General features: G+C 66.0%; 13 protein-coding genes. 7 read left to right on the top strand and 6 right to left on the bottom strand.

The features are described 5' to 3' along the window. The first annotated feature begins 96 nt into the window (after positions 1 to 96). The 4 genes from ispH to HNP52_RS17875 all read left to right on the top strand — a co-directional run bounded on the left by ispH (position 97) and on the right by HNP52_RS17875 (position 3,949). Entirely contained in the window at positions 97 to 1,050 is a 954-nt protein-coding gene (ispH, locus tag HNP52_RS17860) for a 4-hydroxy-3-methylbut-2-enyl diphosphate reductase (RefSeq protein WP_184168962.1), read from the top strand. An 82-nt stretch (positions 1,051 to 1,132) separates the two neighbouring features. Beyond that, positions 1,133 to 2,089 carry a homoserine kinase gene (gene thrB, locus HNP52_RS17865; protein ID WP_184168963.1) on the top strand — a complete coding sequence of 319 codons (957 nt, stop codon included), beginning with the start codon at positions 1,133 to 1,135 and terminating at the stop codon, positions 2,087 to 2,089. Then, positions 2,086 to 2,526, top strand: a complete 441-nt coding sequence (gene rnhA / locus HNP52_RS17870) for a ribonuclease HI (RefSeq protein WP_184168964.1) — start codon at positions 2,086 to 2,088, stop codon at positions 2,524 to 2,526. Before thrB ends, rnhA begins: the two co-directional genes overlap by 4 nt. A 64-nt stretch (positions 2,527 to 2,590) precedes the next feature. After that, positions 2,591 to 3,949, top strand: a complete 1,359-nt coding sequence (locus HNP52_RS17875) for a 50S ribosomal protein L11 methyltransferase (RefSeq protein WP_311768511.1) — start codon at positions 2,591 to 2,593, stop codon at positions 3,947 to 3,949. Positions 3,950 to 3,980: 31 nt separating this feature from the next. Here the strand turns inward: HNP52_RS17875 and HNP52_RS17880 are convergent, their stop codons facing one another. After that, positions 3,981 to 4,337 carry an STAS/SEC14 domain-containing protein gene (locus tag HNP52_RS17880; RefSeq protein WP_184168965.1) on the bottom strand — a complete coding sequence of 119 codons (357 nt, stop codon included), beginning with the start codon at positions 4,335 to 4,337 and terminating at the stop codon, positions 3,981 to 3,983. Between the two features lie 102 nt (positions 4,338 to 4,439). Next, positions 4,440 to 4,850, bottom strand: a complete 411-nt coding sequence (locus HNP52_RS17885; RefSeq protein ID WP_184168966.1) for a thioesterase family protein — start codon at positions 4,848 to 4,850, stop codon at positions 4,440 to 4,442. Positions 4,851 to 5,029: 179 nt separating this feature from the next. Between HNP52_RS17885 and HNP52_RS17890 the strand changes: the two genes are divergently transcribed. The 3 genes from HNP52_RS17890 (at position 5,030) to HNP52_RS17900 (ending at position 7,942) form a co-directional block, all read left to right on the top strand. Beyond that, entirely contained in the window at positions 5,030 to 5,728 is a 699-nt protein-coding gene (locus HNP52_RS17890; RefSeq protein WP_184168967.1) for a hypothetical protein, read from the top strand. An 87-nt stretch (positions 5,729 to 5,815) separates the two neighbouring features. Continuing rightward, entirely contained in the window at positions 5,816 to 6,991 is a 1,176-nt protein-coding gene (locus HNP52_RS17895) for a glycoside hydrolase family 105 protein (RefSeq protein ID WP_184168968.1), read from the top strand. Positions 6,992 to 7,000: 9 nt separating this feature from the next. Then, the gene (locus HNP52_RS17900) at positions 7,001 to 7,942 is read left to right on the top strand and encodes a DUF4861 family protein (protein ID WP_184168969.1); all 942 of its coding nucleotides are present in this window, start codon (positions 7,001 to 7,003) and stop codon (positions 7,940 to 7,942) included. Positions 7,943 to 7,986: 44 nt separating this feature from the next. Here the strand turns inward: HNP52_RS17900 and HNP52_RS17905 are convergent, their stop codons facing one another. The 4 genes from HNP52_RS17905 to HNP52_RS17920 form a co-directional block, all read right to left on the bottom strand. Further along, complete coding sequence (locus HNP52_RS17905; protein WP_260396205.1) at positions 7,987 to 9,108, bottom strand: alginate lyase family protein; 1,122 nt, start codon at positions 9,106 to 9,108, stop codon at positions 7,987 to 7,989. Between the two features lie 181 nt (positions 9,109 to 9,289). After that, a complete protein-coding gene (locus HNP52_RS17910) occupies positions 9,290 to 12,208 on the bottom strand; it encodes a TonB-dependent receptor (protein ID WP_184168971.1) in 2,919 nt (972 codons plus the stop codon). Between the two features lie 114 nt (positions 12,209 to 12,322). Further along, positions 12,323 to 14,200: a hypothetical protein gene (locus HNP52_RS17915; protein WP_221416473.1), complete on the bottom strand. Its 1,878-nt coding sequence runs from the start codon at positions 14,198 to 14,200 to the stop codon at positions 12,323 to 12,325. A gap of 70 nt (positions 14,201 to 14,270) precedes the next feature. Then, positions 14,271 to 15,041 carry a FadR/GntR family transcriptional regulator gene (locus HNP52_RS17920; RefSeq protein WP_184168972.1) on the bottom strand — a complete coding sequence of 257 codons (771 nt, stop codon included), beginning with the start codon at positions 15,039 to 15,041 and terminating at the stop codon, positions 14,271 to 14,273. Positions 15,042 to 15,076: the final 35 nt, after the last annotated feature.

The raw sequence follows: 15,076 nt of genomic DNA on the forward strand, positions 1-15,076 counted from the left end.
TTCAAACACACGGGACCAGAAGGGGTCCAAAGCGGCGCGCACCATAGGAACCGCGTTGAGCCCGCGCAAGCAATCGCGTAGGTGCGAGGCGGAACTATGGCAGACCAACTGAAACCTGTGCTCGAGCTGCTGATCGCAGCCCCCCGTGGCTTCTGCGCCGGCGTGGACCGCGCCATCCGTATCGTCGAGCTGGCGATCGAGAAATATGGCGCGCCCGTCTATGTGCGGCACGAGATCGTCCATAACAAATATGTCGTCGACAGCCTGAAGGCGATGGGCGCGATCTTCGTCGAGGATCTCGACCAGGTACCCGACGGGGTGCCGGTGGTGTTCTCCGCCCACGGCGTGCCCAAGGCAGTGCCGGCCAAGGCTGAGGAACGCGGGCTCGACTATCTCGACGCGACCTGCCCGCTCGTCTCCAAGGTGCATCGCCAGGCCGAGCGGCTGGTCAATGCCGGGCGGCACATCCTGTTCATCGGCCATGCCGGCCACCCCGAGGTGATCGGCACCTTCGGCCAGGTGCCCGAAGGCGCGATGACGCTGGTCGAGACGCCCGAGGATGCCGAACGCGTGGAGGTGGGTGATGCCGGGAACCTCGCCTTCCTCACCCAGACGACGCTGTCGGTGGACGATACCGCGGCGACGCTGGAAGTGCTCAAGCGCCGCTTCCCGACGATCCTGGCGCCGGGCCCCAACGACATCTGCTATGCCACCACCAACCGCCAGGGCGCGGTGAAGGCGATCGCATCGTCGGTGGACCTGATGCTGGTGATCGGCGGCAAGAACTCGTCCAATTCGCTGCGCCTCGTCGAAGTCGCCGAGCGCCAGGGCACGACCGCCTATCTGATCCCGCGGGCCGAGGATATCGACTGGGCCTGGTTCGAAGGCGTCGGCACCGTCGGCGTGAGCGCGGGCGCCTCCGCCCCCGAGCTGCTGGTGCGCGAGCTGGTGGACAAGCTCTCGGAGCGATTCGAAGTGAGCGAGCGCGAAGTGGAGACGGTGCCCGAAAACGTCGTCTTCAAGCTGCCGCGCGGGCTGGAAGCCGCCTGATAGGGCAGCCAAGCACAACTAAGTTGTGCGGGCGCGCCCGACGGGCGATGGGTCGCCGCGTTCGAGGGGATAAGGGGGCAGCGTGGCGGTCTACACTCAGGTATCGGCGGAAGCGCTGTCGGACTTCCTGGCGAAGTTCGATGTGGGCGAGCTCGCCTCGGCCAAGGGCATCGCCGAGGGGGTGGAGAACTCCAACTATCTCGTCGACACCAGCAAGAGCCGCTTCATCCTGACGCTCTACGAGAAGCGCGTGGCCGAGGGCGACCTGCCCTATTTCATGGCGCTGCTCGAGCATCTGGCGGACAAGGGCCTGCCGGTGCCGCCCGCCGTGCCGGACCGCGACGGCACGCTGATCCACCAGCTGGAGGGGCGCCCGGCATGCTTGATCCAGTTCCTGTCGGGCGTTTCGGTGTCGCACCCCACCCCCGCCCAGGCGCGCGCCGCCGGCGAAGCGATGGGCAAGCTGCACAAGGCGGCCGAGGACTTCCCCCTCGACCGGCCCAATTCGATGGGCGTGGCCGAATGGCAGCCGCTGTTCGAGCGCTGCGGCCGCGACCTCGATGGCATCGCGCCGGGGCTGTACGACCGCGCGGGCAAGGCGCTCGACACGATCCTCGCCGCCTGGCCGGAGGATCTGCCGACCAGCGCGATCCATGCCGACCTGTTCCCCGACAATGTGCTGATGCTCGGCAACCGGGTGACCGGGCTGATCGACTTCTATTTCGCCTGCACCGACATCCGCGCCTATGACCTGGCGGTGATGCACGGCGCCTGGGCCTTTGACGGCAAGGGCGAGAATTTCTCCGCCGAGATCGGTGCGGCGCTGATCGAGGGCTATACTGCCAGCTTCGGCCTGTCCGCTGCCGAGCGCGCCGCCCTGCCGATCCTGGCGGAAGGCGCGGCGCTGCGCTTCTTCCTGACCCGTGCCTGGGACTGGCTCAACACGCCGGCGGACGCGCTTGTCACCAGGAAAGATCCGCTCGCCTATATGCGCCGGCTGGACTTCTACGCTGCAAAGGGCGACGCGCTGTTCGCATGAGCGAACTGCAACATGTCGAAATCGCCACCGATGGCGCGTGCAAGGGAAATCCCGGCAAGGGCGGCTGGGGCGTGGTGCTGCGCATGGGCGACACCGAGAAGGAACTCTCGGGCGGCGAGAAGCACACCACCAACAACCGCATGGAGATGATGGCGGCGATCCAGGGCCTGAAGGCGCTCACGCGCCCCTGCCGGGTCACCCTCTCCACCGACAGCCGCTATGTCATGGACGGGCTGACCAAGTGGATCCATGGCTGGATGAAGAATGGCTGGAAGACCGCCGACAAGAAGCCGGTGAAGAATGCCGACCTGTGGCAGGAACTGCTCGCCGCCGCCAAGCCGCACCAGGTGAAATGGGTGTGGGTGAAGGGCCATGCCGGCCACCCCGACAATGAGCGCGCCGACAAGCTGGCGAGCGATGCCGCGATCGGAATGTGACCGGCGACGGCGATTGGCCTATCGAACGGACCGCGCCCCGATACCGATATTCTAGGAAGACGACGTGACCGATCCGGCTGCAACCGACCATATGACCGAGGCACGCGCCGCGCTCGCCGAAGCGATGGCGCTGCACGAACAGGGTAACCTCGAAGGCGCCGAAGCCGGCTATCGCAAGGTGCTGGCGCAGGACTATCGCCCGACCGACGTGCTGCCGTTGCTCGCGGGCCTGCTCGGCCGCCTGACGCGCCCCGAAGATGCACTCGTCGCCTGGGACCAGCTGCTCGCGATCGAGCCCGATCATGCCGTGGCGCTGCATGAAAAGGGGCTGACGCTGCACTGGCTCGGCCGCACCGGCGACGCGATCGCGACGCTCGAGCGCGCCAACGCGGTCGATCCCGACAACCCGATCGCGATCGGCAATCTGGCCGTGGTGCTGGCCGATGCCGGCCGAAACCTCGACGCGCTCCAGCATTTCCGCCGCGCGCTGGCGCTTCAGCCCGACAATCTGCACCTGCGCCATCAGGTCCGACGACTGGGGTCGGGATCGGTGCCCTTCTGGCACATCCCGATGATGAACGACGCGCCGCGCAACGACGCGTTCGAGGACGCCATCAAGGCGGCGATCGCCGTGACCGGCCCCGACGCCCGCGTGCTCGACATCGGCGCGGGCAGCGGCCTGCTGTCGCTGATGGCCGCGCGTGCCGGGGCAAGGAAGGTCGTGGCGTGCGAGATGGATCCGATGATCGCCGACATGGCGCAGCGGATCGTCGCCCAGAACGGCTATGCCGATCGGGTCACGGTGCACGCCAAGCCCTCGACCGAACTCGCCATCGGCACCGAACTCGATGCGCCGGCCGATATTCTGGTCTCGGAAATCCTCTCGAGCGACCTGCTGACCGAGAAGGTGCTCGACACGTTCGAGGACGCGCATCGCCGGCTGCTCGCACCCGATGCGATCGTGATCCCGCGTGCGGCGAGTGCGATGGGGTGCCTGGTGGCGAGCGAGAACCTGGCCGACTATTCCTTTGTCGGCGAGGTTTCGGGGTTCGATCTTTCCGCCTTCACTGCTTTCGCGCCGCAGCGCCTGCCGATCCACGGCACGATGACCGCATGGGATCGCCTGTCGGACGATCTGGAGCTCGTTCGCCTCGACCTGACGCAGAAGAAGCATGACGCCGTGCTCGCGCGGCTGAGCATTCCGGTCACCGCGAGCGGACGCGCCATCGGCATCGTCCAGTGGATGCATATCGACCTGTGGGAAGGCGTGACGTTCGACAACCATCCCGACCGCTATACCGATGGCGGCTGGCTCCAGCTGCTGCACAGCTTCCCCGAACCGATCGATGTGGTGGCGGGCCAGACGCTGGACATCGCGGTCGGTCATGACCGGATCACGCTGATCCTGCTCCCGCTCGCCTAGCCCTTTAGCTGCGCGAAGATGCTGCTGCGCCTCAGCCTTGGCGCAGCAACCAGGTGAGCGCCGTTTCGGCGCGCCCGAAGATGCGCAGATAGGGTTGCGTCATCTCGCGGCGGATCTGCATGCGGGCAATCGCGCTTTCGGTGACGATCGCGATACGGCTGGCCACCGGAAAGCCGGCGAAGTGGCGGCGAAAGGCCGCCACCGCGGCCTGCGCCTGCACGCCGCTACGGCGCATGTCCATGCGCAGGAGATAGCCGGGCGCGAAACCCTCGGCATCGAACTGGTCGCGCAGCTTGCGGGCATAGTCGCCGACTTCGTCAGGCCCGAACATCGCAAGCCACTCGATATCGAGCAGATTCAGCTCTTTACGGAAGGCAACGCGGTACATGTGGCCGCTCTTGCAGCCAAAGGTTAAAGGAATCTAGACCGTGCCCAGTGCGAAACGATTTGTCATGGGCACGCCGCCGGGAAGCGCGCGCGGCTACCGCGCCTAGCCTTCGTCCTTGACGAAGAACTTGTCGATCACTTCGCGGGCCAGCCGTGCCGGACGCAGCGTTTCGGCATCGAGGCAGCACCAGCTCGACTTGACCTCGGCCAGCACTTCGCCGCCACGGCGGATCACCGTCTCGTAGAAAGCGCGCGCGCCCTGGACCTTTTCCAGCAGCACCGTGGCGACCACGTCATCCTCGAGGAAGGCGGGCTTGCGATAGGTGATCTCGTGCTTGAGCGCGACCCAGAGATGCTCGGCCACCGCCTCGACCGGCGCCAGCGCCTGCCAGTGGCTGATCACCGCTTCCTGCACCCACTTCAGATAGGAAGCGTTGTTCACATGCCCCATGAAGTCGATATCGTCCTGAGCGACGTCGATCGGGAATTCATAGGGGAGCGCGGTTCCGGACATGTTTCCGGAATGTAGCGCATCAAGCGTTTCGAAGCGACTAAAATCCCCGGAAAACTGCGGCTTTTGCGCAAAGGGCGCTTGCCGTAGCGTCATTGCGCAACCGCCAGGTTCAGAGATGCGGTTTTGCTCCCCGGACTCCGTCCCAACCCGCGTCGGGTAGTCACGGGAAGGAATCGCCCATGAAGCTCCGCCACGCCGCGCCGGCGCTCGCCCTGCTCACCGCAACAGCCTGTGCGCCCGTCCAGATGCGCCTGCCCGTCACTTCCCCAGAGCGGACCGAACAGGCGGTGCTCGAAGGCATTGGCGACGATCACCACGGCGAATTCACCCTGGCCGAATATGACGGCAGCTTCGTGCGCGGCGCCGGCTATCGCTGGTTCGGCAACGGGATCGGCGAAGCAGTGCAACTGGATGGCGGTGCCGCCTTCATCGTGCGCGGCGGAGAGATCCGGGGCGAGCTGAGCGCGGAATGCCGGTCCTCCGCCACCGATGTCGGCACCGGTGCGATCACCATCCGCACGCGCGGCATGGCCTATCGCTGCCGCTATGCCCGCGACCGCGAGCCAATCGCCGCACGGCTCGTGCTCGACGAGCGCGGCGCGCTGATGCGCGAGGAGCGGCGCGGCCATATCGATCTGGAGGGCGTGCGGATCGACCTGCGCTCCGAGCATCGCCTTGCAGGCAGCGGCCTGCCGATGGCGATGCCGCTCGGCTACGTCTTCTCGATCGGTGGCGACGTGATCGGCGGAGTCGACCTGAACGGTCGGTCAAAGCGCGTGCTTCTGCCCCGCGACCCGGCGTTGCGCGAAGCGGCGGTGGCGGCCGCACTCTCGCTGGCGCTGTTCATCGATGCCGAGATCGGCGAGATGTCGGAATAATTGGCCTTACCACTTGACTCGAAAACGTCGGGCCAACATCGTCCCAGCATAGCCGCGATGACAGCGGTAGCATGATGGGGATGTCCGATGAAACTGAAGCTCGCCGCCGCTCTGGCCGGAGTCGCACTCACCACCGCCGGCAGCGGCATGGCCCGCCCGCTTGCGCCGGCAGTGGCGGCTGCCCCCGCCCTGCCCAGCCGCGCGCAGGTGATGGCATCGATGGAGCGCGTCGCCGACTGGCAGCTCACCCATCTCGACGACCTCAGCTACATGCCCGCCGCGCGCCCCAGCACCAAGCGCGCCCGCGACTGGCAGCAGGCGACCTTCTGGGTCGCGCTGACGCACCTCGCCGACCGTTCGAGCAGCGTGCGCTACAAGGACGCGATCTTCGCCAAGGGCAAGGAGGAAGGCTGGCGGTTGGGCGACCGGCTTTATCATGCCGACGACCATATCATCGGCGCGGCCTGGATCTGGGCCGCCCGCCACGGCGCGGGCGTGCAGGCGCTCGCCCCGATGCGCGCGAGCTTCAACCAGATACTCGCCGCGCCCAAGACCAATGACCTGCTGTTCACCGCGCCCGAACCCGGCAAGGGCGACCCGACCTGTACCACCCGCTGGTGCTGGTGCGACGCGCTGTTCATGGCGCCGCCGACGCTGTGGGCGCTGAGCAAGGACACGAAGGACAAGCGCTACGCCGCCTTTGCCGACAAGGAATATCGCGCGACCACCGACTATCTGTTCGACAAGTCCGAGGACCTCTATTTCCGCGACAGCCGCTTCTTCGACCAGCGTGGGAGCCATGGCGAGAAGCTGTTCTGGAGCCGCGGCAATGGCTGGGTGTTCTCCGGCCTGGCCCGGATGATCCCCGAGATTCCGGCCAAGGATCCGCGCCGCCCCTATTACGTCAAGCTGTTCAAGGAGATGGCGGCGAAGCTGGTGAAGCTGCAGCGCGGCAATGGCTATTGGCCGCCCTCGCTGCTCGCCGATCCCGAGCGCTCGCAGGATGAATCGAGCGGCACCGGCTTCTACGTCCATGGCATGGCCTGGGGGATCAAGGCTGGTCTTCTCGATCGCAAGACCTATCTTCCTGCGGTTACAAAGGGTTGGGCGGCACTTGAGAGAGCCGTTCAGCCGAATGGAATGTTGGGCTGGGTACAGCAGGTGAGCGACCGGCCGGACGTGGTGAAGGCCGAGGACGCGCAATTCTATGGTACGGGCGCGTATCTGCTCGCCGGCGCCGCGGTCCATGATCTGACGAGGTAAGGAAGACATATGAAGCATGCCCTCTGGCTCCTCGCCGCCCCCCTGCTGGTCGCGGCCGGGCAGGACAGTGCGCCGCCGGCCCCGCTGGCGACGCTCAACGTCCGCCAGGCCGATGGCAGCTACAAGCTGGTCGACCGGTTCGACGTGCCGGCGGATCACAAGATCCATGACGGCATGATCGCGATGGAAGGGCCGGGCTGGGAAAGCGACAAGGTCGCCTATCGCCTGTACCTCGACGAGCGGAACGTGCCGGACATCTATGGCAAGAAGCTGCCCGGCAACGTGCTGCCGACGATCGGCATGGGCCAGGACAATTACCATTCGATGGCGCCCTGGGGGCAGGACATCTTCCAGGTCGATCAGTCGCTCGGCATGGGCGGGATCGGCGTGCTGCGCGGCGGCGCGGCGACCCAGCTCGGCAAGGCGAAGATCAGCGCCCGCGTGTTCAACACCGATCGCGCGGCGACGGTGCTGGTCAACAATGTCGGCTTTCCCGGCGAAGGCGGGCCGGCCGACCTTTCGACCACCTACCGGATCTTCGCCGGTTCGCGGCTGACCAATGTCGAGGCGCGGGTGAGCGGCAAGGTGCCGCAGATGATCGCGGGCCTGACGCTGCACGACGGGGTCAGCAAGATCGAGAGCCCGAAGCGCGGCAAGTGGCGCTATTTCGCCACCTGGGGCAAGCAGAGCCTGGCCGGGGACGATCTGGGCATCGCGCTCTTCTATCCGGCCGACGAGGCCGCGGGCACGGGCAGCGACGGCAAGACGCTGTACGTGACCTTCTGCGACCCGCGGAACATTCGCTACGCGTTCGGTGCCGCCTGGGTGCAGGAGCCGGGCGCGCCGAAGACCGAACGCGAGTTCCGCAAGTGGCTGGACGATACGGCGGCCGACCTGGCGACCCAGCCCTATGTGGTTGGTGCGGCGCAGAAGACCTGCGCGGCGAAGTGAAAAGGCTCTGACGGCTCCCCGGCTCTCGCCGGGGAACCGCGTGTTTAGCCATCTTGCTTGGGATTGGCCTCGCTCACACCCGAGCCGTTCCCGAAATAGCGCTTCAGCTCGGTCTCCGGCGCAAGCGGATAGCTGTCGCCCCAGGCACCGCGTGCACGGCGCAGCAGCTCGTCCAGCTCGCCGGGCAACGGGCGCAGCTCGGGCATCGGCCAGGTCTCGACCTTGCGGTAATAGGGTTTGAGATAGTCGGTGGCCCCGCGCAGGCCCTTGCCGCCGTCCTGGTAGTTCCAAAGGTCGATGCCGACGCACCTGGCCATGTCCGCGACGTCATAGGCGGCGAGCAGCGCGTAGATCGAATAATGGAGGCTGCGCGTGCGGGTGAGTTCGAGCGGCAGCTTGCCCTCGGGCGTGAACTGCGGCGCGATGCGCTTCTTCGGAAACGCCTCCGCCACCGCTTTCGTCATATCCGGCCGGCGGGCGAACAGCGCGAATTGCGCGGTCTGCGCGTCGAACCACATGCCGTGGTTGTTCTTCGCGGCATTCTCCGCCTTGCCGTTCCGGCTCGACTGCATCCAGTCGAGATAGTCGGAGAACCACTTCTCCAGGCCCTTCTGCTCCTCGGCGGTGAGCTTGCCCGCCGGGCCGATCAGCCCGATGCCGTCGACCACCCGCTCGAGCCGCGAGGTGTCGAGCACGCCTTCCGCCCTGCCCTCCTCGCGCCCGGGCACGGCCTGGGCATAGTTCATGTTGGGGTTCATCCGCGTGGCGGGCGTCAGGAACCAGGTGCGCACCAGGCTGGCCGCACGGCCGGCGTAACGGGGGTTGTCGGAGAAATAATAGGCAAGGCTCAGCGTCTCGACGTCCGAGCTCATCCCCTCCAGGTCGCTCACGTCGAACTTGTCGGTGTTGCGGTCCGGATTGATCTCGCCGTCGCGGCGAATATAGGGCAACCCGGTCTTGGTGGCGGGATCCGGCCACCAATAGGGACCGATGCTGAGATAGTCGTGGCGATCGCCCGAGGGCGGGATCGTCCTCTTGTCGGTCACCGTATAGAGCGGCCGCTTCATCGCCGCCTCGGCGCGGGCGATCAGCCGCTCATAGGCTGCCTTCACCGCCGGATCGGTGGCGATCGCGGCCTTGAGCCGCGCCATCACGTCCGGCGCCAAGAAAAAGGTCCTGCGTCCACCGAACGCCGCGGAATATCCTTCCGCGCCGTTGCAGACCGGCTGCTGCGTATTCTGGCCAGGGGAGGCGATCCCGGCATGGGAGGCAGCCTGCGGCGCGAACGCCGCAGCCAGGACTAGGAGAAGAATGGGACTGCGGCGCATGGGATGTTCTCCTTCGCGCTCAGTAGCGGATCCGGAAGCCGAAATAATATTGCGGCCCGCTCTCGCTCACTTCGGCGATCGAGTCGTATCCGCCCTTGTAGAACACGTCCTTGGTATTGGTGACGTTGAGCGCCTGCAGCTTGAGCTGGATGTTCTTCGTCACGTCATACTGGACCGAGAGGTTCAGATAGCCCGCGTCCTGCACCCCGCGGTTCGTACCGCCGTTCGGCTTGTAGTAGTGCGAGCGGTAGCGATACATCGCGCGCAGCGAGAAGCCCTTGCGCTCCCAATAGACCGTGCCGTTGGCAACGTATTTCGACAGGCCGATCAGGTTCTCCGGATCGAGATAGGCGCCCAGCGCCGAGGTGTCCGGATACTGGAAATTGGCCCAGGCGATGTTGAGCGAACCGTTGACGCCGAAGCCGCTCAGGATGCCGGGCAGCCAGGAGAAATTGTGGCTGCCGGTGAACTCGACGCCGTAGAGGTGGCGCAGATCCGGATCATTGGCCGGGGCGATCAGATTGACATTGTAGCTCTGCTGGGTCGGCGCAGCGGCATCCACCTGGGTGGTTACCGTGATCGTCGTCGGGAGCCCCGCCGAGCGCGAGATAACCGAACCGCGCAGCCATTTGTAATAGCCGGCGACCGAGAAGAGCGTGTCGCGGCTCGGATAGAATTCCAGGCTGACGTCCGCATTCCAGGCGCGCATCGGCTTCAGGTTCGGATTGCCGCTGGTCGGATTGAAGGTGACGCTGGAGGCGCCGCCGGTGCCCGAGGTCGGGTTCAGGTTGATACCCGCGCCGAAGCTCTCGATCGGCGAGCGCGACAGGGCGCGATAACCGGCGGTGCGCAGCTTGATCTTGTCCGACAGGTCGAAGCTGAGGTTCAGGCTGGGCAGCCAGTAGGAATATTCGCCCTTGAGCGTATCGGTCTGGATCGCGCCGGTGGGATCAGCGGCAACCGTGTAGCTGTCCGCGCCGGTATCGATCGTCACCTTGAACGGCAGGCGATAGCCGACCGAGGTGATGTTGGTCTTCACATAGCGCAGGCCGATATTGCCGCTGACCGGCAGCGCGCCAAGGTCGCCCCGGAAGCTGGCCATGACGTAGGCAGCCTTGATCCGCTCGCGGATGTCGAGGTCGCTTGGGTCGCGACTCTCAGCCGGCAGCGGCAGCGCATCCGATCCGGTGAACGCCTTGTAGAGGCACTGGTTGTCGAACGTCGCCCAGCTGGTGAGGTTAGTGCTGGTGCTCGGGAAATAGTCCTTGGTCGGGAAGCCCCGGCGGCAATTGGCATTCGCGCCGTTGATGATCTGCGCAACGGTCTGGCCGCCATAGGGCAGGATCGTGTTCACATCGTTGTTGCGGTTATTGTCGAGCGTGCGGTGATGCTCGGAATAGCGACCGCCCGCCTTGATCGCGGTGAGGAAGCTGCCCTCGGCGAACTTGTACTCGCCGTCGAAGCGGCCCGCCCAGATATTGTCCTTGCGATCGGTGACGAAGCGGTTGCGCGCATAGACCGCGGTCGCGGTGTTCGCGCCGAAGCTCGCCGGATTGTTCACGTCGAAGTTGAGGAAGGTGACGCGGGGCACGTCGGGGCTGTCGGTATAGTCCAGCTCATAGCCGACGCGCGTGGTCGAGCGCATGCGGGTGGCCTTCTGCGTCTCGGTGCGGTGCGAGTCCGAGAAGCTGCCATCGGCGGTGAGGATGAAATTGCCCGGCTTCCATGTGACCGTGGCGCCGCCGCCCTTATATTCCTCGTTGCGGTTGCGCAGCTCGAGCTGGTTCTCGATGTTCGAGTTGCCGCTGTACTTGATCAGCGCGCCCTTGGTGTAGCCGTTGGTGCCGTCGCCGATCAGGATCGGCTTGATGCCACGCAGCGCCTCGGCGATCGACAGGATGTTGCGATCCTCGGTCGATTCCCGCTTCGACCACTGGCCGTCGAGCGCGATATCGAGATTGGGCGCGGGGCGCCACTGGAGCGCGCCGATCACGGCGTTGCGCAGTTCGCGCGTGTTCTGCTGGCGGAAGTTGCGCGACTGCGTGGCGTAATAGGTGGTGCCGACCGTCTCACCGATGCCGGCGCGCGGCGCAGTGCCGACCTGGCAGTTCGAATTGGCGCCTGCGGCATTGAGCTGGGCAGTCGTGCCGGTGACGAGCGTGCCGTTCAGCGCCGAGGTGTTGCACGGCACGAAGTTCGAGTTGCCGTTGTAATAGTCTTCCGGCGCCGCGACGTCCTGGCGCTGATAGCCGATCGCGATGCCGAATTCGCCGATGCCGGTGCTGAACTGCTTCACCAGGCTGGCATTGGCACGGTAGCCAAGGCCGTCGCGGCCGATGATGTCGTCATCCTTGGGCAGATAGGATCCGCGGATCTCGGCCTGGAAGCGCGACTTGCCATAGTCGAGCGGACGCATCGACTTGAGCTCGATCACGCCGCCGATGCCGCCTTCGAGGAAATCGGCACGCTGCGTCTTGTAGACGATCACGCCGTTGACCAGCTCGGACGGGAATTGCTGGAAGGCGACCGAACGGTCAGCGCCCGCCGTGGAGACTTCGCGGCCGTTGAACGTCGAGAAGCTGAGCGTCGGACCCAGGCCACGCACCGACAGTTCGTTGGCATTGCCCTTGAAGCGATCGGCCGAGACGCCGGTGATGCGCTCGAGCGTGTCGCCCACGCTGTTGTCCGGCAGCGCGCCGATCTCGTCGTTGACGATGCCGTCGAGCACCACGTCGGCGTTGCGCTTCACGTCGATCGAGCTGCGCTGCTCGGCGCGGGCGCCGGTGACGACGATGGCCTGGCTTTCCTCCTGGGGTGCCGCCGCAGCGGGATCGGCCGTCGTGTCCTGCGCATAGGCGGGCACCACGGCACAGGCCGATGCCAACAGCGCCAGGCGCAGCGCATTACGTCCGAAAGCGGAAAAACGGATCCCAGGCATACCTACTCCCCTGCATATATTCTTATCACGCCCGTTTTCGGGTCGGACTTCTTGGTAAGGCCAATTTGTCACCGGTGTCAACCCAATTGGCCAGTTCGAGATTTCTGGGCGCCGTCAGCGGTAGCTGAGCGACCACCGCAAGGTGAGCGGCCCGGACAGGCGGCGGGCGCCGAGACGACAGCGGACGAGCGAAGCGAAGGCGCCGGTCGGCGCGCGATACTCCTTGCCCTCCGCCGGGCCGACCGTGCAACCCTGATAGCCGGTGGTGGAGAAGCCGGTGACCTCCCCTGCCCCGAACGCCACCGCGCCGGGCCCGGCGCTGCGCGCATCGCCGGAGAAGCTGGCGAATTCCAGCGTAACGTCGGACAGGTCCACCGGCCCAGCCGCACGATAGGTGTCCGTGCGCGTGATCCTGCCGGGCGTGAACTCGTAACGGGTGGCGGCGGTGATGCGCTTGTCGGCGACCGGAGCATTCTCGCCCATCCGGTCCATCGCATCCTGCCGCCAGCTGACGATCGTCCGATTGCCCTGCCGTTTCCAGCTGATCCCGCGGAACCAGGCCAGCGGCATCAACACGCTGCCGTCCGCCAGCGCGAAGCGCGGGGTAAGCTGCGGGAAGCCGGCGTCCGCGGATCCCTGCAGCATCCCGCCCGCAAAGGGGATCGGGAAATAGGGATTGTGCATATGCTGGTCTTCGGCGCCGTTGATGATCGGCAGGCCGATGACATGCCCCTTATCGCGCAGCGTGAGCAGCGCACGGTCATGGTCGCCGCGCGCGAACCAGGTGAAGCGAGCGGCGGGCAAGGTCCGGAGCCAGGCCGCATAGCCCGGCGACGGCGCCGCGCCCTTGTAACCCAGGCCGTTCCACAGCGCGTTGGTATAGATATATTGGCGGGCGAGGCTGAGATTCTCGCCCAGGATCCGGTGCTTGCCGCGATAGCCATCGGTGCGGCGGCCACCGTCCCACAGGTTCACCGATCCCGTTGCCGGGTTCAGCCAGAAATCGGCATAGCGCGCAGCGATCCGGCTCGAGAGCGCATAGGCCATGTCGCGCTCCCGCTTGTCGAGGACGCCGAGCTTTGCCGCGGCGGTGAGCACTTCGAGGAAGGCGGTCTCGCCATAGGTGCCGATGCTGCGGCCATATTCCCAGCCTTCGCCGGTCACGGTCGCGCGGTGGAGCATCAGGTCGGCCGACTTGCGCAGCCAGGCCTTTACCTGCGGGGTCGGCGTCATCCCCGTTTCGATGAAGCGCTGGGCGATCTCGCCGATCAGCAGGACCGAATAGCGATCGAAACGGCCATGGCCGTCGGTCTCGTCGGCAAAGCCATATTGCCCCGAATAGCTGCGATAATGCCCGATCATCCGCTGGAGCAACGCCGTGGATGCCGCCTCATCCTCCCAGCCGAGCAGGTAGCGGAGGCGGGCCACGCTGAAGGCGACGCCGTAATAATTGTTGGGCAGGTCGTGGAGCAGGTTGAGCGACTTGGCATCGACGAAGCGGCGCCAGTCGAGCTTCTCGCGAAGCCGCGCCATCGTTTCGGGGCGCACCGCCTGGTCGAGCAGGCCGGCCTGCTTCAGGGCATGGAGGGCCGAGATATAATAGTAGATGCCCCAGGTATCGTTGGGGTCGTCGATCGTCAGGTCCGCGATCTCGCGGTAGCCGGCGAGATATTCGGCCAGCTTCGGATCGGTGCGCGGGGTGTCGAGCAGCAGATAGCTGAGACCGGAGGCGATCTTGCCGGGAAGGAACTTGTCGCCGCTGTCGAACACCGGCACGCCGTCGAGCCGCATGGCCCGCTTCTCGCGCAGCAACTGGTGGAGCAGCGCGGCCAGCTGGGGCATCAGCCGCCGCTCGATCGTCGCATCCATGGGCGGCGCCACCGCATAGACGGGGCCATGGGGCGCAGGCGCTGCGGGCTGGGCCATCGCCGCAGGGACGGCGAGCAACGCGAGACAGGCGGCACCCAGCGGCGCACGCGACAGGTTGTTCAATTGGCCTCTCCTTTTGGTCAGGCCAATATCAAACTTCAGGTAATCGGTGTCAAGCCACTCGCTTGGGGGATCAGGCCGAGCCGATCTTCAACCGCCGTGCCACGCTGTCACGGCGCGTCTCGATCTCGTTGCGCGCGCGCTGCATCGCCTCGAGCTCGGTAGCCTCGAGCAGGTCGTCGACCACGCCGCGCAGGTGCCGGCGCATCGCGTTGCGCGCCGCATGCGGGTCATGCGCCTTGAGCGCATCGAGGATCGGGCGGTGCTCCTCGACTCGCGGCGTGATGCCACCGCGCTTGGCGCGGGCGAACATGTTGGCGGCGAGCGGCGAGTTGACGCGCAGGTCCCAGAGATAGTCGACGACGCTGCGGATCGCGGCGTTGCCGGTGGCATTGGCGATGGCGAGGTGGAAGCGGTGATCGGCGTCCATCACCGAGGGCTCGTTCGAGTCGTCGGCCGCCATTTCCTCGATCAATTCCTCGAGCTCGGCGAGTTGCTCGTCGGTGATCGACACCGCGGCCAGGGCAACCGCCTCGCCTTCGAACAGGATGCGTGCCTCGGTCAGGTCGAAGGCGCCGACGTCGAAATTGAGCGAATCCGCCCGCTCGCCGCTGCCATGCTCGCGCTTGGTGACATAGAGGCCTGAGCCATGCCGCGCCTCGATCCAGCCCTTCATCTCGAGCGCGATCATCGCCTCGCGGATGGTCGGACGGCTGACCTTGTATTCCTCGGCGAGGTCGCGCTCGCCCGGCAGACGCGAACCCGGCGACCAGCGCCCGGCCTCGATCGCTTCGGTGATCGAAGCGGCTACCCGCTGGTAAAGCTTGTTGCCTGTGATCTTCATGCCGTCCTCATCCTTACACAACCTCGTAGGTTGAC

Source organism: Sphingomonas kyeonggiensis, assembly GCF_014204495.1.
In the GTDB taxonomy this organism is placed as follows: domain Bacteria; phylum Pseudomonadota; class Alphaproteobacteria; order Sphingomonadales; family Sphingomonadaceae; genus Sphingomonas; species Sphingomonas kyeonggiensis_A.